The following is an 18,115-nucleotide window of genomic DNA, read 5'->3' as shown; positions in this document are numbered from 1 at the left end:
ACATTGCGCTGGTCCACTCTGTCCACAGGACTTGCGTGATCCGCCCGCTCCGGCTATCGGGAAGGACGCCGCTCCCATGCCCGCTGATCTCGCCGTCATCGGTCTCGGCCCCTTCGGTCTGCCCCTCGCCCAGGCCGCCGTGGCCGCCGGCATCCCCACCCTCGGCTACGACCTCCTCCCGGACCCGGTGCCCTGCCGCGCCCCTGCCGAACCCGCCTGCGGCCGCTTCCCCGCGGATCCGGCGGAGGGCGGCGGTACGGGCGCATGCGGCACCCTCACCGCGGCCGACCTGCGCCGCATCGTCTCGGGCGGCCTGCGGCCGGGCGCCGACCCGGCGCAGCTCGGCCGGGTGCGCACCGCGGTGATCTGCGTCCCCACCCCGCCCGGGCCCGACGGCGGCCCCGGGCTCGGCCGGGTCGCCGAGGCGGGCCGCGCCCTGGCGGCCCGGCTGCGTCCGCACACCACGGTGATCCTGGAGTCCCCGGTGCCCCCCGGCACCACGGAGGACTTCCTGCTGCCGCTGCTCCAAGAGGGTTCCGGACTGCGCGCGGGCCGCGACTTCCACCTCGCCTACTCCCCCGTGCGCACCGACCCGGGCCACCGCGGCGAGGGCTACCGGACCACGCCCAAGGTGATCGGCGGCCTCACCCCGGCCTGCACGGAGTCCGCGGCGGCGTTCTACGGACGGCTGACGGAGAAGGTGGTACGCGCGCGTGGGCCCCGCGAGGCGGAGACGGTACAGCTCCTGGAGACCAACTACCGGCACGTCAACATCGCCCTCGTCAACGAGATGGCGGTGCTCTGCCACGATCTCGGCGTCGACATCTGGGACGTGATCCGCTGCGCGGAGACCAAGCCGTTCGGGTTCCAGGCCTTCCGGCCGGGACCCGGCGTGGGCGGCCACACCGTCCCGCAGGACCTGTCGGGGCACACCGCGCCGCCGCGTCCGCCCGGACCGCCGCACACGGTTCGCACCCTGCGCATGGTGGAGCTCGCGCAGCAGGTCAACAACCACATGCCCCTGTACGTCGTCCAGCGCGCGGCGGCGCTCCTCAACGAGCACGGGAAGTCCGCACGCGGCGCACGCGTCCTGCTGCTGGGTGTCACCTACAAACCGGACCTGGCCGACCGTCAGGGCTCACCCGCCGAGGAGATCGCGGTACGGCTGATGGAACTGGGCGCGGCCGTCAGCTACCACGATCCCCATGTACCCGCCTGGGACGTCCTCGGACGCCCTGTGCCGCGTGCCGACGCGCTCTACGAGGCCGCCACCCGCGCGGACCTCACCCTGCTGCTCCAGCACCACCGCACGTACGACCTCCAGGGCCTGTCGGTGAAGGCCCAGCTCCTGCTGGACACCCGCGGCGCGACACCGGCGGGCGCGGCAGAGCGGCTCTGAGGCCGGCCGCCCGGTGCGCCCGGTGTGGCCCGCGGGCGGCGCGCCGGGAGCACCAAGGCCCTCCGCCAGCCGCCCGACCGGGCTGCCCGTGCACGGGCCGCGACCGCGCCCCTCAGGCGCCCACGGCCCCGGGCGGCGCAGGGGCCCGCCCGGGGCAACCGCGGTACCGCCTCAGCGCTTGTGCTGGGAGTCCGCGACCGTGACCTCGACCCGCTGGAACTCCTTGAGCTCGCTGTAGCCGGTCGTCGCCATCGCGCGGCGCAGCGCGCCGAAGAAGTTCATCGAACCGTCCGGGGAGTGCGCGGGGCCGGTCAGGACCTCCTCGATGGAGCCCACGGTGCCGAGGTCGACCTTCACGCCGCGCGGCACCTCCTCGTGCACGGCCTCCATGCCCCAGTGGTGGCCGCGGCCCGGCGCGTCACTGGCGCGCGCCAGCGGGGAGCCCATCATCACGGAGTCCGCGCCGCAGGCGATGGCCTTGGGGAGGTCGCCCGACCAGCCCACACCGCCGTCCGCGATGACGTGCACGTAGCGTCCGCCGGACTCGTCCATGTAGTCCCGCCGGGCGGCGGCGACGTCCGCGACCGCGGTCGCCATGGGGACCTGGATGCCCAGGACATTGCGGGTGGTGTGGGCGGCACCGCCGCCGAAGCCGACCAGCACGCCCGCCGCGCCGGTGCGCATCAGGTGCAGTGCCGCGGTGTACGTGGCGCAGCCGCCGACGATCACGGGCACGTCGAGTTCGTAGATGAACTGCTTCAGGTTCAGCGGCTCGGCCGCGCTCGACACGTGCTCCGCGGAGACGGTGGTGCCGCGGATCACGAAGATGTCGACGCCGGCGTCCACCACGGCCTTGGAGAACTGGGCGGTGCGCTGCGGTGAGAGCGCGGCCGCGGTGACCACACCGGAGTCGCGCACCTCCTTGATGCGCTGCCCGATCAGCTCCTCCTTGATGGGCGCGGCGTAGATCTCCTGGAGCCGGCGGGTGGCCTTGTGCCCCGGCAGGTCCGCGATCTCGTCGAGCAGCGGCTGCGGGTCCTCGTACCGCGTCCAGAGGCCCTCCAGGTTCAGCACGCCGAGGCCGCCCAGCTCACCGATGCGGATGGCGGTCGCCGGGGAGACGACCGAGTCCATGGGCGCGGCGAGGAACGGCAGCTCGAAGCGGTAGGCGTCGATCTGCCAGGCGATCGAGACCTCTTTCGGGTCGCGCGTGCGGCGACTGGGGACGACGGCGATGTCGTCGAAGGCGTACGCCCTGCGGCCGCGCTTGCCGCGCCCGATTTCGATCTCAGTCACGTGTGTGGCCTTTCCCTCTGCGTCTCGGCGCCGTCCAGTATCCCCCGACCGGCCGCCGCCGCACGGAAAGGGCCGCCCAGGGAGCGTGCTCCGGAGGGCCCGCCACGCGCGCGTGCAGCCCCGGTCCGCCACGCCGGGACGTCTGCTCCCGGGCAGCGCGGCCGAGGCAGCCGGGCCGTCCGAGGAGGAGCCTGCCCAGGAAACGTCCTGGAACCTCCCCCGAGGGCCACCGGCCTGCCCGGACGACCGGGAAGAACATGCCCCGGGCGCCCTGGGGGGACCCGACCTGGGTGGGCCCGGATGGGCCCGGGTGGACCCTGGCCCTGTCAGGGCCTGCCCTGGCCCGGAGGCGGCCCGGCCCGAAAGGGGCCCGGCCCGGAAGGGGCCCGCCCGGACGGGGCCGGGGCGGTGTCAGCCGCGGGTGGTGTAGTTCGGCGCCTCGACCGTCATCTGGATGTCGTGCGGGTGGCTCTCCTTGAGGCCCGCGGACGTGATCCGTACGAAGCGGCCCTTGTGCTCCATCTCGTCGACGGTCGCCGCGCCCACGTACCCCATGGTCTGGCGCAGACCGCCCACGAGCTGGTGCAGCACGGCGGCGAGGGGGCCGCGGTAGGGCACCTGGCCCTCGATGCCCTCCGGCACCAGCTTGTCGTCGGAGGCGACGTCGGACTGGAAGTAGCGGTCCTTCGAGTACGAGCGGCCCTGGCCACGGGACTGCATGGCGCCCAGCGAGCCCATGCCGCGGTAGGACTTGAACTGCTTGCCGTTGATGAACAGCAGCTCGCCCGGGGACTCCTCGCAACCGGCGAGGAGGCTGCCCAGCATGACCGTGCTCGCACCGGCGGCGAGCGCCTTGCCGATGTCGCCCGAGTACTGCAGACCGCCGTCGCCGATCACCGGGACCCCGGCGTCCCGGCATGCCTCCGCGGCCTCGTAGATGGCCGTGACCTGCGGGACTCCGATGCCGGCGACCACACGCGTGGTGCAGATCGAGCCGGGTCCGACGCCCACCTTGACGCCGTCCACCCCGGCGTCGAGCAGGGCACGGGCGCCGTCGCGGGTGGCGACGTTGCCGCCGATGACGTCCACCGGCACCGACGACTTGATCTTGGACATCCAGCTCAGGGCGTTGCTGTTGTGGCCGTGCGAGGTGTCCACGACGAGGAAGTCGACCCCCGCCTCCACCAGCGCCTGCGAGCGCTCCAGCGCCTCCGGGCTGGCGCCCACCGCGGCCCCGACCAGCAGCCTGCCCTCGGCGTCCTTGGCGGCGTTCGGGTACTGCTCGGCCTTGACGAAGTCCTTGACGGTGATCAGGCCCTTGAGCACGCCGGCCTCGTCCACCAGCGGCAGCTTCTCGATCTTGTGGCGGCGCAGCAGTTGCATGGCGTCCACACCCGAGATGCCGACCTTGCCGGTGACCAGCGGCATCGGCGTCATGACCTCGCGCACCTGGCGCGTGCGGTCGGACTCGAAGGCCATGTCACGGTTGGTGACGATGCCGAGCAGCTTGCCGCTCGCGTCGGTGACCGGGACACCGCTGATCCGGAACTTGGCGCACAGCTCGTCCGCCTCGGCCAGGGTGGCGTCGGGCCGGACCGTGATGGGGTCGGTGACCATCCCGGACTCGGACCGCTTGACCAGGTCGACCTGGTTGGCCTGGTCGGCGATGGAGAGATTGCGGTGCAGCACGCCGACGCCGCCCTGCCGCGCCATGGCGATCGCCATCCTGGCCTCGGTCACCTTGTCCATGGCGGCCGACAGCAGCGGGATGGTCACCTTGACGGAGCGCGAGACACGAGAGGAGGTGTCCACCTGGTTCGGCAGCACTTCCGAGGCGCCCGGCAGCAGCAGCACATCGTCGTAGGTCAGCCCGAGTGTCGCGAATTTCTCGGGCACTCCGTCGATGTCGGACGTCATGACACCTTCCCCAATAGCCTTGATCGGTGCGGATGTCCATGCTAACGGGCACGGCGGCCGTCTCATTCCATGGTGCAAGCCATCATCGGGCTTCGTAGTTTCGTACGTAAACGCAACCCCTACGTACTCACCACTTACCCATCCTGTATTCACCCGACGTCTTCGTGCGGTTATCCATACGGGCACTGGTATTCCTACGCATAAGCCGGGCTGTGTGCCGAGCCGCCCTCGACCCGACTCCGCCGGGCGGCGGCGTCGGACGGAGGCAGACAGGGGTGCGACGGGGTTGCATAGATGTGCACCGGGTGCGTCGGCAAGCCGGTGCGCGACCGGGGGCGGATGTGCATCCGGGGTTGCGGATGCACGCGGGACAGACGGGGTGCGCGGGCGCGCCTGTGCACGCGGATGGGGCGGGTGCACAAGAGGGGCGCGGCCCCATAGGGCGTGCGCCGCGGAACAGACGCACCGCACGAGGCGTGCGTCAGGGGAGGGACGACCCGCATGAGGGGGGTGCCGCAGAAGGCTCGCGCCACGAGGGCGGGGGGCGGGGTGCCGCGGCGCGAGGGGCGCCGCCGCCGTCCGGGGCGCCGTTGCCGGCGGGGGCACGCCGCTGCCGGCGGGGACTCCAGCACGGTGGAAGCCGTCCCCGGCGGGGGTTACGGCTCGGCGGGGGCCCCGGCCCGGTGAGGTCTGCTGCTCGGCAGGGACTACTGCTCGGCGAGGGCCCGGAGCCGGCTGAGGGCCCGGTGCTGGGCGACCCGGACCGCTCCGGGTGACATGCCGAGGACCTGGCCGGTCTCCTCGGCGGTCAGTCCCATGGCGATGCGCAGCAGCAGTAGTTCGCGCTGGTTGTCGGGGAGGTTGGCCAGGAGTTCCTTGGCACGTTCCGCGTCGCTGCTGAGCAGGGCGCGCTCCTCGGGCCCGAGCGAGTCGTCGGGGCGCTCGGGCATCTCGTCGGAGGGCACGGCCGTCGAGCCGGGGTGGCGCATGGCGGCGCGTTGCAGGTCGGCGACCTTGTGCGAGGCGATGGCGAAGACGAAGGCCTCGAAGGGGCGGCCGGTGTCGCGGTAGCGCGGCAGGGCGAGCAGCACCGCGACACACACTTCCTGGGCGAGGTCCTCCACGAAGTGCCGTGCGTCACCCGGCAGCCGGGACAGACGGGTGCGGCAGTACCGCAGCGCCAGGGGATGCACATGGGCCAGCAGATCGTGTGTGGCCTGCTCGTCGCCGTCCACGGCGCGGTGGACGAGTGCCCCGATCCCCGTCGTCCCGTCGTCGCGCATCGGTCCATGGTGCCTTGGCGCCGGCTGGTCCGCGGCACCCCGTCCGTAGTTGTGCACCGAAGCGTTATGAGCAGGTGCACTGGAACTCATCTCCTGCGCCCTCCCCTCACGCTCGTTCCGCTCGGCCGACTGGTCCCTGAGGAACTCCACCCCTCAAGGATGCGGCATCGGCCGCGAAACGAGCAGCGGGCATCCGTCGCCCCGTCCACCGAAAGGCGGACGGGGACGCCGTATCCCCGCCGCGGCGCACTCAGCGGACCAGGCCCCAGCGGAAGCCGAGCGCTACCGCATGCGCCCGGTCCGAGGCGCCGAGCTTCTTGAAGAGGCGTCTGGCGTGCGTCTTGACCGTGTCTTCGGAGAGGAAGAGCTCGCGGCCGATCTCGGCGTTGGACCGGCCGTGGCTCATGCCCTCCAGGACCTGGATCTCACGGGCCGTGAGAGTGGGCGCGGCGCCCATCTCGGCGGACCGCAGGCGGCGCGGGGCCAGCCGCCAAGTCGGATCGGCCAGGGCCTGTGTCACCGTGGCGCGCAGCTCCGCGCGGGAGGCGTCCTTGTGGAGATAGCCGCGGGCCCCGGCGGCCACCGCGAGCGCCACACCGTCCAGGTCCTCGGCGACGGTGAGCATGATGATGCGCGCGCCGGGGTCCGCCGAGAGCAGCCGCCGGACGGTCTCCACGCCGCCGAGGCCCGGCATGCGCACGTCCATCAGAATCAGATCCGAGCGATCGGCGCCCCAGCGGCGGAGGACTTCCTCGCCGTTGGCCGCCGTCGTCACGCGCTCGACACCGGGTACGGTCGCCACCGCACGGCGCAGCGCCTCTCGGGCAAGCGGGGAGTCATCACAGACGAGGACGGATGTCATGGCTGACCTCCGCGGCTCTCGCAGCTGATGCGCGTCACCTTGAGCCTCCAGGCTGGTACGAGTCGTCACCTCTGCGGTTGAGCCCTCGGACGCCTGCCCGAGCGCTTCTGTTCTTTCAACCGCTTCCGCACTCTCAACGACGGTCACTCGAAAGAGTTACGGGTCAGGCAGGCATGTTCGGCACTCTACGTGAGGGCGCGGACACGACGCAGCGGACGGCATCCGCCCTGATACACCCGTCGATCCGGCACCCGACCCTTCACCGGGCCCCACCTCTTCCCTGGCAATTCCTTCACGAAGAGTCATGACCCATTTAGCTGGTTTTCTTCACCATTGCTAGTGTCTGCGGCTAGATTCATAAAGAGTCATATTTTCATCTCCTTAGACAGTAGAGATGCACGTGCGCACACCGCCCGCACAACAGCGGCCGCAGAAACGGCTATAAGGGGACAGCTAATGGCAGACTTCTCCCGCCTTCCCGGACCCAACGCGGATCTGTGGGACTGGCAGCTGCTCGCGGCCTGCCGCGGGGTCGACAGCTCGCTCTTCTTCCACCCGGAGGGCGAGCGGGGGGCGGCGCGCAGCGCGCGTGAGAACTCGGCCAAGGAAGTCTGCATGCGGTGCCCGGTGCGCGCGGAGTGCGCCGCACACGCCCTGGCCGTCCGGGAGCCGTACGGGGTGTGGGGCGGACTGACGGAGGACGAGCGGGAGGAGCTCATGGGGCGTGCCCGCAACCGCCTGGTGTCGACATCCGCGGGCGGTTCCGGCTCCGCGGGCGGCGGTTCCCCGGGAGCGTCCCCCGGGGCCCCGCCACCGGGCGGCCGGCCGCCGGCACCGGAAGGGGCCCCGGACAGCCCGGGTTCAACGGGTTCAACGGGTTCAACGGGTTCAACGGGTTCAACGGGTTCAACGGGTTCAACGGGTTCAACGGGAGCCTTGCCCACCCCGCCGTCGGACGCCACGTCCCCGCCCGAACCCCCGCCCGATATGCAAGCCGCACCCGGCACGGCGATCCCGCGCGGCACACGGACCCCGTTCAACACCACAACCTCACTCGACTGGCGGACGCGGGCCATCCCCGTCATCCCGGCCGCCCCACCCCTCACTCAGGTCCCGCCCCACCCGGCCCCCCGAGCCGACCCGGCCCGCCAAGCCACTCCGGCCGCCCCGATCCCCCCGGCCCCCTCGGCCGACCCAGCCGACCCAACCCCCTCGGCCGACTCAGCCATCTCCGCCGACCCAGCCGCCTCGGCCGACCCAGCCATCTCCGCCGCCCCGGCCGCCCCCACCGCCCCGCTCGACGTACAGACGAAGACGGCGTCGGCCTCTTCCGCCACCCCCGATACCGCCCCTGAAACCGCCCCCGACGATGATCCCGACCGTGGCACCCATGTCGCCCCGCCCGCTGCCTGCGACCCGCCCGCCACCGGCACGACCACCGCCTCCCCGAGCCCGTCGCCCCCTTCCGCAGCTCCCTCCCCCGCCCCTCCCGCAGCCGCTCCCGTCTCCTCCGCCGCTCCAGCCCCGCCCAGCTCGCCCCGTATGCCCGGCCCTTCAGTCGACCCTTTCTGACGGAACGTTTCTGCACAGCAGGCGTCCACACACCGCGGTATGGATGCGCGCGACACGCATCCAATAGCGTGCCGCCATGAAGCTTCTGTCCCTGAACGTGGGCCGCGCCAAGACCGTTTCGTACACGGGCCAGCCGGAGGGGTTGACCGGCATCGACAAGCGGCCGGTGACCGGGCCGGTCCGGGTGGCGCCACCGGGGCCCAAGGGGGTCGGGACGAGCGGCGTGGCCGGTGATGCCGTCTGCGACACCCGGCACCACGGCGGTAACGACCAGGCCGTGTACGCCTTCGCCCGCGAGGACCTGGACCGCTGGCAGGACGCGGTGGGCGCGCCGCTGGCCAACGGCGTCTTCGGTGAGAACCTCACGACCGAGGGGTTGGACGTGTCCGGCGCGCGGATCGGTGAGCGCTGGCGGATCGGCCCGTCGCTGGTCCTGGAGGTGACCAGCGGACGCATCCCCTGCCAAACGTTCGCGGGCGAGCTGGAGGCACGGGTACCGGACGGGCGTACGGAGAACTGGATCAAACGCTTCACCCGGGAGGCGGCGCCGGGCGCCTATCTGCGGGTGATCGAGCCGGGCGAGATCCGTACCGGCGACCCCATCGAGATCGTGCACCGCCCCGACCACGAGGTGACGGTCGCCCTCCAGTTCCGCGCGGTCACCCTGGAGCGGCGGTTGCTGCCCCGGCTGCTCGCGGCGGGCGACGCACTGCATCCGGAGGCGATCGAGCAGGCCAGGAAGTACGTGGCGGTGGAGCAGGGCGTTGGGCCAGGGGGGCGTGCGCCGGGGGCGGGGTCGCTCGACGGTCACTAACCTTGGTGCATGACAACGGCTCTGATTACGGGATCCACCTCGGGCATCGGCGCCGCGTTCGCGCGGCGTCTCGCTGCGAACGGGCACAATCTGGTGCTGGCGGCGCGCACCACCGAGCGGCTGCAGGAGCAGGCCACCGAACTGCACGACAGACACGGCATCGAGGCCCAGGTGCTGACCGCCGACCTGGCCACGGACCGGGGCATCGAGACGGTCGTGGCGCGGTTGTCCGATCTCACGAGCCCGATCGACCTGCTGGTGAACAACGCCGGGTTCGGCCACAAGGGCCGCTACCTCCAGGTGCCCGTCGTGGACGAGCTGACGATGCTCAAGGTGCACTGCGAGGCGGTGCTGCGGCTGACGTCCGCGGCCGTCGAGCCGATGCGGGAGCGGGGCCGCGGCGCCGTCGTCAACGTCGCCTCGGTCGGCGCCTTCGTCCCGCGCGGCACCTACGGCGCGTCCAAGGCGTGGGTCGTGCAGTTCACCGAGGGTGCGGCGCGCGACCTGTCCGGTACGGGCGTCAGGCTGATGGCGCTGTGCCCGGGGTTCGTCCGCACGGAGTTCCACGAGCGGGCCGGGATGGGCGTCGACAGCATCCCGAACTGGATGTGGCTGGACGCGGACAAGGTCGTCGCCACGGCACTCGCCGACCTCGGCAGGGGCAGGACCGTGTCGATCCCCGACGCGCGCTACAAGACCCTGATGGGCCTGGTCAAGGTCACGCCCCGCCGGCTGCTGGGCGGTATCACCGCGAAGACGGGCCGCTCGTACGGGCCGCGCTAGAAGCCGGTCGCCCTTCCGCACCGGCCCCCGTCTGACCTCCGCCCTCCGGGCGCCCGACCCGCTCGGCCAGCTCCCGGGCGTACCGCCCGACGAGCGGGTGGTAGGCGTAGCGCCCCGGAGCGGGTGAACCGAGCAGGGAGCTGTGGACGAGCGCCTCCAGAAGCCGTTCGGCCTCCTCGTCCGGCACGCGGAGGACCGCCGCCCCGTGCTCCACGGAGAACACCGGGTCCGCCAGGCGGCCCAGTTGTACGAAGGCGTGCGCCTCGGCCGGCGGCAACGCGCGGTGCGCCGTGCGCAGTACGCGTTCCACCAGGCTTCCCATCCGCAGTTCCGTGCTGCGGCCGTCCTGGAGCAGCGACGCCAGGTCGGCGACGTTCCACGAAGGGCGGGCGGCGAAGCGGGATGCCGCGAGGCAGATGGCCAGCGGCAGATGGCCGCAGGCCCGGACGACGTCACGCACCGCGGCCGCTTCGCCGGCCGTGCGTTCCCGGCCGGCGACCGAGGTGAACAGGTCCACCGACTCCTCGTGCGTGAGCACGTCCAGGGCGAGCAACCGCGTCCCGGCCCCCGACAGCGGGGAACGGCTGGTGAGGAGAACCGCGCAGCCCGCTTCGCCCGGCAGGAGCGGAACCACCTGCTCCATGTCCGCGGCATCGTCCAACAGGACCAGGACACGGCGACCCACCAGGGTGGACCGCCACAGCGCGGCCCGCTCCTCCACGTCGTCCGGGATGTCGGAGTCGCTCGTGCCGAAAGCCCTGAGGAAGCCCGCGAGCACGCGCCCGGGGCTCCGTGCCCCGTCGGGTCCAAGACGGCCGTAGAGCTGGCCGTCGGGGAACTCCGCCCGCAGGTCCTGGGCCACCCGGACGGCGAGCGCCGTCTTGCCGACCCCGGGAAGCCCGGAGACGACGGCCACCGGCATCCGGTCCCGGCGCGCTTCGAGGAGCGTCTGCCTGAGTCTTGCCCTTTCCTGCGCGCGTCCCGTGAAGTCCGCCACCGGGGCCGGGAGCTGTCCGGGCACGCCCGGGCCCGGGTGCCGGCGTGCGGCGGACGGCTCCACGGCCGCCGCGAGCACCGGGTCGGCCTGCAGGATGCGCTGGTGGAGCTGTTGCAGCTCGGCCCCCGGTTCGACGCCGAGCTCATCGGTCAGGAGGCGCCGGGTGTCCTCGTAGACGGCCAGGGCCTCCGCCTGGCGGCCGCTGCGGTACAGGGCCGTCATCAGGAGGCTGCGCAACCGCTCCCGCAGCGGATGCACGGCGGTGAGGGCGGTCAGCTCGCCGGCCGCCGTGCGGTGGTCGCCGATTTCGAGGTCGGCCTCCAGCCTGGCTTCGAGGAGTTGGAGGCGCTTCTCTTCGAGCCTGACCCTGTGGGTGGCGGCGAAGGGACCCGGGACACCGGACAGCGGCTCGCCCTCCCAGTGGGCCAGCGCCTGCTGGAACAGTGCACGCGCCGAGCGCATGTCGCCCGCCAGGCGGGACTTCTCGGCAGAGGCGCCCAGTTCGTCGACGACCTGTAGGTCGAGCGCCCCCGGCGGGAGGCGCAGCGCGTATCCGCCCGCCGCGCTGACCAGCGCATCCGTCCCGAGGGCCTTGCGGAGGCGGGAGGCATAGGTCCGCAGCGCGGCCAGGCTCTGCGCCGGCGGCTCCTGCCCCCACATCGCGTCGACCAGTTCGGCCGCCGTGGACGATCTGCCCCGCTGGAGCAGGAGAGCCGCCAGGAGGGCTCGTTGCTGCGGGGAGCCTGTGGACACCTGCTCGTCGTCGCGCCAGGCGCGGACGGGACCGAGGACCGAAAAGCGCAGCGAGGGAGCGGCGGTGCGGGACCGCGGCTCTCCACTGGCGCTCGACATCATGTGGGCCGCCCCTTCCGGGACACGGCGGCCGGGACACGGCGGCCGGAACATCTGACTAAACGAGATTGACGACTACGACCATCGATCGTATATCAACCGTCCAGCGAACTCTGCGAGTCTTGGTAAATCGCCTCCCGTAGACCTTCCCAGTCCGGGTGCGAGCTACAGCAGGGTGATCCTCGGGAGTGGCTTCCCGAGGCCCCTGCCTTCTTGCTGTCCGCAGCCAACTCTGGCCCTGCCACATCCGTTTGGGCTACCGTCATGTCCACGTGTCGCCGGTACGGCCGGGTCCCGCCAAGACCCGCAGCGAGCCGTGCCCTGCGCCCGTACGCCATGTCCGGACTGGGAAAGTCTCAAGGGAGAACAGTGTTGTGCACACCATCAGCCCCACGGCGTTGCTGCTTGCCGGGGTTATCGTCACCTTGGCCTACTTCGTCCTGGTCGCCTATGTGATCAGGGCGTTGCGGTCGATCCGTCGGCTGCCGGCGGTGATCGCCGCGGTCACCGGCCTCGTCGGGGCACTCCCCGCGATTCTCTACGCGCTGTACCAGGCGATGAACGCGACCGTCTGACCCGCGCCTCGGCGGCCGCAGCCGTCCGACGGCCGTCCGCGGGGCCGTGCGGGCCACCCGTTTTCGGCGTGCGGCGCCGGTTCCCGGGCGGGTCCGCGGGCGGGGCGAGAAGGAGTGGTGCGACGGCCGAAGGCCCGGCCCCCGGATGCCGGGGGCCGGGCCTTCGGTCAGCTACGCGTCAGCGGGCTCAGTGGGAGTGCCCGTGGCTGTGGCCGGCCGCCTCGGCCTCCTCCTCCGCCGGCTTCTCGACGACCAGGGTCTCGGTCGTGAGGAGCAGGGAGGCGATGGACGCGGCGTTCTCCAGCGCGGAGCGGGTGACCTTGACCGGGTCGATGACGCCCTGCTTGATCAGGTCGCCGTACTCACCGCTCGCGGCGTTGTAGCCCTCGCCCTTGTCCAGCTCGGCCACCTTGGAGGCGATGACGTAGCCCTCCAGGCCGGCGTTCTCGGCGATCCAGCGCAGCGGCTCGACCGCGGCGCGGCGGACGACGGCGACACCGGTGGCCTCGTCGCCCTCCTTGCCGAGGCCGTTCTCGAGCACCTTGGCCGCGTGCACCAGCGCGGAACCGCCACCGGAGACGATGCCCTCCTCGACCGCGGCGCGGGTCGCGGAGATGGCGTCCTCCAGGCGGTGCTTCTTCTCCTTGAGCTCCACCTCGGTCGCGGCGCCGACCTTGATCACGCACACGCCGCCGGCGAGCTTCGCGAGGCGCTCCTGGAGCTTCTCGCGGTCCCAGTCGGAGTCCGTGGTCTCGATCTCGGCCTTGATCTGGCCGATCCGGCCCGCGACGTCCTCGGACTTGCCGCCACCGTCGACGATGGTGGTGTCGTCCTTGGTGACGGTCACGCGGCGGGCGGAGCCCAGCACGTCGAGACCGACCTGGTCGAGCTTGAGGCCGACCTCCTCGGCGATCACGGTGGCACCGGTGAGGGTGGCCATGTCGCCGAGCATCGCCTTGCGGCGGTCGCCGAAGCCGGGGGCCTTCACCGCGACGGCGTTGAAGGTGCCGCGGATCTTGTTGACGACCAGGGTGGACAGGGCCTCGCCCTCGACGTCCTCCGCGACGATCAGCAGCGGCTTGGAGGAGTTCGACTGGATGACCTTCTCCAGCAGCGGGAGCAGGTCCTGGATCGAGGCGATCTTGCCCTGGTGGATCAGGATGTACGGGTCGTCGAGGACGGCTTCCATGCGCTCCTGGTCCGTCACGAAGTACGGCGACAGGTAGCCCTTGTCGAAGGCCATGCCCTCGGTGAAGTCCAGTTCGAGTCCGAAGGTGTTGGACTCCTCGACGGTGATGACACCGTCCTTGCCGACCTTGTCCATCGCCTCGGCGATCAGCTCGCCGACCTGCTGGTCCTGCGCGGACAGCGCGGCGACGGCGGCGATGTCGGACTTCTCGTCGATCGGGCGGGCCGAGGCCAGCAGGTCGTCCGAGACCGCCTTGACGGCCGCGTCGATGCCCTTCTTCAGGGCGGCCGGGGAAGCGCCCGCGGCGACGTTGCGCAGACCCTCCTTGACCAGCGCCTGGGCGAGCACGGTGGCGGTGGTGGTGCCGTCACCCGCGATGTCGTTGGTCTTGGTCGCCACCTCCTTCACCAACTGGGCGCCGAGGTTCTCGTACGGGTCGTCGATCTCCACCTCACGGGCGATGGTCACGCCGTCGTTGGTGATGGTGGGCGCACCGAACTTCTTGTCGATGACCACGTTGCGGCCCTTGGGGCCGATCGTCACCTTGACGGTGTCGGCCAGCTTGTTGACGCCGCGCTCAAGGGCGCGACGGGCGTCCTCGTCGAACTTCAGAATCTTCGCCATGGGAGCGTTTCAGCCCTCTCGGAAACGGTTGTACGAACTGCGCCCCGGGCGCCCGGTTCTCATGGTCACGGGGGCCAGGGGCGCAGTTCACCAAGCGGAAGCGTGAGTAACGGGTCCGGGCCCTCGTGCTCACCGGACCGAGCAGTCCCGTTACTCCGTCACGTCGACGCTGTGTGTCGTCTTACTTCTCGACGATCGCGAGGACGTCGCGCGCCGAGAGGACGAGGTAGTCCTCGCCGTTGTACTTGACTTCGGTGCCGCCGTACTTGCTGTACAGCACGACATCGCCGTCCTTCACGTCGAGCGGCAGGCGCTCGCCGTTCTCGAAACGGCCCGGGCCGACGGCCAGGACGACGCCCTCCTGGGGCTTCTCCTTGGCGGTGTCCGGGATGACCAGGCCCGAGGCCGTGGTCTGCTCGGCGTCCAGCGGCTGGACCACAATGCGGTCCTCGAGCGGCTTGATGGCAACCTTGGTGCTGGCGGTCGTCACGATCCGACCTCCCCCTTCGGAGATCTCACGGGGTTGACTGTCTGAGGTGGCGACCAGGTGGATCCGTCGTCGCGGGTGCCGGACCTGCCCGTCGCTTCATTGGCACTCTCCATTGGGGAGTGCCAGAGCCGAGACTATGACCGCGATTAGCACTCGGTCAAGCGGAGTGCCAACGCCACGCGGTGCGCGCCCTCCTCGTCCTCCCGTTCGGACGCGGTCCGCACGCTCACAGCGCGCCCGGAGCCGCTCAGAGGTAGTCCTCCAGCCTGGCCACCGCGTATCCCTGGGCGGTCACCGTCCGCAGCAGGTTCCTGACCATGTCGGGCATGGTCCCGCGCCACTCGCGGCGGCCGCGGAAGTGGGTGAGGATGATGTCACCCGGATGCAGTACGCCGCCCTTGCCCCGGTACTCCATGCGGTCGGCGAACGCCTCCTCGCTCCAGAGCAGGACGGCCTTGATCCCGCAGCTCTCGGCGGCCTCCAGCGTGGTGCGGTCGTAGCTGCCGTACGGGGGCCGGAACAGCTCGGGCCGGCTGCCGTACCGGCGCTCCAGGACGTCCTGCATGCCGCAGATCTCGCGCTGCTGCCGGACCCGGCCCATGCCCCGCAGATAGCCGTGGTGGAGCGTGTGGTTGTCGAGCACGACCCCGTGCTCGCGCATGGCCGCGAAGTACCGGTAGTCGCCGGAGATCAGGTCGTCGGTGAGGAACGCCGTGTAGGGCACCTTCAGGTCGGCCATCATCCGGATCAGGTCCGGGTCCTTGTCCTGGCCGTCGTCGATGGTCAGGAAGACGACCTTGTCCCTGGTGGGGATGCGGGTGACGACCGGCGGCAGGCCCTGCTGCGGGCCGGGGACGCGCAGATCCGCCGGCGTGCGCAGGCGCGGTTCTGCGGCCGGGGGCGGCGGGGCGGCAAGGGGGACGGACGCCAGGCGCCAGTGCCGGGCCGTGGCCGTGCGCGCCGCCCGGGCCTCGCGGGCCTCGCGGGCCGCATCAGCCGCGCGCTGGGCTCGCCGCGCGCGCTCCCCCGAGGCTCCCCTGACCGACGGTCCGCCCCGGGCGCCACCGGCGTGCTGTGCCTTGATGGCCGCCCAGCCGCCCGCGGGTCGTCCGGATCCCGCGCCCGCCGCGGTGACCGCGCCGGCCTCCTGCCCCCGCGCGGACCGGCCGGCCGCGGCCCCGCCGCCCTGCTCCGCCGGACCGGACACCGGCGCCCGCGCCCGCCCCTCCGTGACCGCACCGGCCGGCAGCCGCCCGTCCGGAACCCGCCCGTCCGGTACTTGGCCCGGTCCGGTGTCCCGGTGCGGGGCCCGGCTCCCGTCAGCGTCCCGGACCGGCGCCCGGACGCCTTCCCGGCGCTCCGCGGCCCACGCGGGACGGCCGCCGCCCGGGGCGCGCGCGGCGGCCGTACCGTCGGTGCCTGCCGTGGCGCAGGGGGCGCCCGGGCCTGTCCAGCCCGAGGAGAGGGCGGCCAGGGCCGCCAGAGCAAGGACGCTCATGGCGCTGCGCGTCCGCCACGACCACTTTCCCCACCCGTAGTCTATTTGTCGTATAAGTCGCATGGCTTCTGATCCTGCCAGCGTCATGCCGCCCCCACCCGCCGGCCGGGCCACCGGGCGTAGGCCGTCGCCCGACTGGCCCACAATGGGCCGGGTGAGCGACGAGGTGAACCACGCGGCGAGCAGCCTCGCCGCCCTGCGCACTGCCGAGGGCCGCGCCCTGCTCGACGAGGTGGGCGACGTCCGGCCCGGCCAGGAGCTGGCCGCGGCCACCCGGCTGCGCCGTACGCACCCGCCGGACCTGGTCTCCGCGGCGCTGACCCAGGCGCGGCTGCGGCAGCGGGCGGAGGCGAAGTTCGGGGCCGAGGACGCCCGCCGGATGTTCTTCACCGCGGACGGCGTGGAGCAGGCGACGCGCCGGAGCGTGGGCGCCCACCGCGCGGAGCGGTTCCGCGCGCTGGGCGTACGGTCCGTGGCCGACCTGTGCTGCGGGATCGGCGGCGACGCCATCGCGTTGGCGCGCGCCGGCATCAACGTGCTCGCCGTCGACCGCTCGCCGCTGACCTGCGCCGTGGTCCGGGCCAACGCGGAGGCGCTGGGCCTCGCCGACCGCATCGAGGTCGTCGAGGCGGACGTCGCCGAGGTGGACACCGCGCACTACGACGCGGTCTTCGCCGATCCCGCGCGCCGCGGCGGACGGGGCAGGATCTTCCGGCCCGAGGACTACTCCCCGCCGCTCTCCTGGGCCGTCGAAACGGCGCGCCGGGCGCCGTGCGCGGCGCTGAAGGCAGCGCCCGGAATCCCGTACGAGGCGATCCCCGAGGGCGTCGAGACCGAGTGGATCTCGGACGGCGGCGAGGTGAAGGAGGCGGTGCTCTGGTTCGGCACCGGAGCACCGCCCGGCCGCCGCGCCACGCTTCTGCCCGCGCCGCCCGGTGCGCCGCCCGTCTCCCTGAGCGCCCCGTCGTCCGCACCACCGCCACAGGTGGACGTACGGCGGCCAGGGCGCTTCCTGTACGAGCCCGACGGCGCCGTCATCCGCGCCCACCTGGTCGCCCAGGTGGCGCGGGAGCTGGACGGCGGGCTGCTGGACGCCAGCATCGCCTACATCACGGCCGACGAGCTGCGGCCCACCCCCTACGCCACGGCCTACGAGATCACCGACGCGCTGCCGTTCAACCTGAAGAGGCTCAGGGCGCTGGTGCGCGAGAGGGCGGTCGGCATCCTCACGGTGAAGAAGCGCGGTTCGGCGATCGAGCCCGAGGAGCTGCGCCGCAAGGTGCGGCCCCGGGGCCCGCACGCGGCCACGGTCTTCCTGACCCGCACGGCGGGCGCTCCGGCCATGCTCATCGGCCGCCCGGTCTGAGCACGGACCGCCGGTCCAGGTCCGGGCCACCGCTGCGGACACGAGCCACCGGTCCGGGCACGAGCAGCCCGGGTCGCGCCGGGCCGCCCCGGTCGCGCCGGGCCGCCCGGTCGGAGCGTCAGAGGTCGCGGTTGCGCTCGTCGCTGGCGAAGAAGAATCCGAACGCCGCGCTGGCCAGTGCCACCACGGGGGTGAAGACGAGGCCCAGCTCCCGGTAGGCGTCGGCCGTGAAATGCGTCCAGCGGGCGAAGACCAGGGCCAGGCTGGGCACGATGGCCAGCACGCTCACCAGCCAGAACAGTCCCGTGGCCAACCGGGTGCGGGTCTCGTTCATATGGCGCTGCTTGCTGATCCGCAGCCAGTGCTCGGTGTTGAGGCCGGTCGGTGAGGGCGGTTCGTCCTCGATGAGGGCAGGCGGCGGGGCGGCGGGCTCGTCCGCGGACTCGTGGGCGGGCCCGCCGGCCGCGTCCGCGGAAGCGGCGCCCTGGATGTGGTCCCGGAGGAAGTCGTGGTTGAGGCCCTGGGCCGACGGCTCCTCGTCCTCGGTCAGGTCATGCGCGGGTTCCGTCGCCACGGCCGGCCCACCCCCTCGGACGTG

The 18,115-nt window shown here is 72.3% G+C and carries 14 protein-coding genes and 1 pseudogene; 6 read left to right on the top strand and 9 right to left on the bottom strand.

Features of this window, described 5'->3' with window-relative positions:
* The first annotated feature begins 76 nt into the window (after window positions 1-76).
* Window positions 77-1,399: a nucleotide sugar dehydrogenase gene (locus tag IE313_RS14515; RefSeq protein ID WP_189932029.1), complete on the top strand. Its 1,323-nt coding sequence runs from the start codon at window positions 77-79 to the stop codon at window positions 1,397-1,399.
* 171 nt (window positions 1,400-1,570) lie between these two features.
* Here IE313_RS14515 and IE313_RS14510 read toward each other — a convergent pair whose 3' ends face one another.
* The 4 genes from IE313_RS14510 to IE313_RS14495 form a co-directional block, all read right to left on the bottom strand.
* The gene (locus IE313_RS14510) at window positions 1,571-2,695 is read right to left on the bottom strand and encodes a GuaB3 family IMP dehydrogenase-related protein (RefSeq protein WP_189932021.1); all 1,125 of its coding nucleotides are present in this window, start codon (window positions 2,693-2,695) and stop codon (window positions 1,571-1,573) included.
* Between the two features lie 411 nt (window positions 2,696-3,106).
* Window positions 3,107-4,612 (bottom strand): IMP dehydrogenase, encoded by a 1,506-nt coding sequence (gene guaB / locus IE313_RS14505; RefSeq protein ID WP_189932019.1) that lies wholly within the window; start codon window positions 4,610-4,612, stop codon window positions 3,107-3,109.
* Window positions 4,613-5,319: 707 nt separating this feature from the next.
* A complete protein-coding gene (locus IE313_RS14500) occupies window positions 5,320-5,895 on the bottom strand; it encodes a sigma-70 family RNA polymerase sigma factor (protein ID WP_189932017.1) in 576 nt (191 codons plus the stop codon).
* 250 nt (window positions 5,896-6,145) lie between these two features.
* Window positions 6,146-6,757: a response regulator transcription factor gene (locus IE313_RS14495; protein WP_003948568.1), complete on the bottom strand. Its 612-nt coding sequence runs from the start codon at window positions 6,755-6,757 to the stop codon at window positions 6,146-6,148.
* Between the two features lie 456 nt (window positions 6,758-7,213).
* Between IE313_RS14495 and IE313_RS14490 the strand changes: the two are divergent.
* The 3 genes and pseudogenes from IE313_RS14490 to IE313_RS14480 all read left to right on the top strand — a co-directional run.
* Window positions 7,214-7,549: pseudogene (locus IE313_RS14490) on the top strand (WhiB family transcriptional regulator); the annotation flags it as partial.
* Window positions 7,550-8,405: 856 nt separating this feature from the next.
* Window positions 8,406-9,143, top strand: a complete 738-nt coding sequence (locus IE313_RS14485) for an MOSC domain-containing protein (RefSeq protein WP_189932015.1) — start codon at window positions 8,406-8,408, stop codon at window positions 9,141-9,143.
* A 9-nt stretch (window positions 9,144-9,152) separates the two neighbouring features.
* Window positions 9,153-9,926 carry an SDR family NAD(P)-dependent oxidoreductase gene (locus IE313_RS14480; RefSeq protein ID WP_189932013.1) on the top strand — a complete coding sequence of 258 codons (774 nt, stop codon included), beginning with the start codon at window positions 9,153-9,155 and terminating at the stop codon, window positions 9,924-9,926.
* Here the strand turns inward: IE313_RS14480 and IE313_RS14475 are convergent.
* Window positions 9,889-11,778, bottom strand: a complete 1,890-nt coding sequence (locus IE313_RS14475; RefSeq protein ID WP_189932011.1) for an AfsR/SARP family transcriptional regulator — start codon at window positions 11,776-11,778, stop codon at window positions 9,889-9,891. The genes IE313_RS14480 and IE313_RS14475 overlap by 38 nt on opposite strands.
* Window positions 11,779-12,149: 371 nt before the next feature.
* On the opposite strand from IE313_RS14475, the gene IE313_RS14470 reads away from it, so the two are divergent.
* On the top strand, window positions 12,150-12,350 hold the full coding sequence (locus IE313_RS14470) for a hypothetical protein (protein WP_189932009.1): 201 nt from the start codon (window positions 12,150-12,152) through the stop codon (window positions 12,348-12,350).
* A gap of 187 nt (window positions 12,351-12,537) precedes the next feature.
* Here IE313_RS14470 and groL read toward each other — a convergent pair whose 3' ends face one another.
* From groL to IE313_RS14455, 3 genes are all read right to left on the bottom strand, one after another.
* A complete protein-coding gene (groL, locus tag IE313_RS14465; RefSeq protein WP_189932007.1) occupies window positions 12,538-14,163 on the bottom strand; it encodes a chaperonin GroEL in 1,626 nt (541 codons plus the stop codon).
* Between the two features lie 181 nt (window positions 14,164-14,344).
* Complete coding sequence (gene groES, locus IE313_RS14460; protein WP_189932005.1) at window positions 14,345-14,653, bottom strand: co-chaperone GroES; 309 nt, start codon at window positions 14,651-14,653, stop codon at window positions 14,345-14,347.
* Window positions 14,654-14,900: 247 nt separating this feature from the next.
* Entirely contained in the window at window positions 14,901-16,151 is a 1,251-nt protein-coding gene (locus IE313_RS14455) for a polysaccharide deacetylase family protein (protein WP_189932003.1), read from the bottom strand.
* Between the two features lie 145 nt (window positions 16,152-16,296).
* Here IE313_RS14455 and IE313_RS14450 point away from each other — a divergent pair, with 145 nt between their 5' ends.
* Window positions 16,297-17,517 (top strand): class I SAM-dependent methyltransferase, encoded by a 1,221-nt coding sequence (locus IE313_RS14450; protein ID WP_189932174.1) that lies wholly within the window; start codon window positions 16,297-16,299, stop codon window positions 17,515-17,517.
* Between the two features lie 118 nt (window positions 17,518-17,635).
* Here IE313_RS14450 and IE313_RS14445 read toward each other — a convergent pair whose 3' ends face one another.
* The gene (locus tag IE313_RS14445) at window positions 17,636-18,091 is read right to left on the bottom strand and encodes a hypothetical protein (RefSeq protein ID WP_189931996.1); all 456 of its coding nucleotides are present in this window, start codon (window positions 18,089-18,091) and stop codon (window positions 17,636-17,638) included.
* Window positions 18,092-18,115: the final 24 nt, after the last annotated feature.

Source organism: Streptomyces sulfonofaciens (genome assembly GCF_014656295.1).
GTDB lineage: Bacteria > Actinomycetota > Actinomycetes > Streptomycetales > Streptomycetaceae > Streptomyces > Streptomyces sulfonofaciens.
Note: the sequence above shows the minus strand (reverse complement) of the source record. Positions and strands in the feature narration are given on the sequence as shown.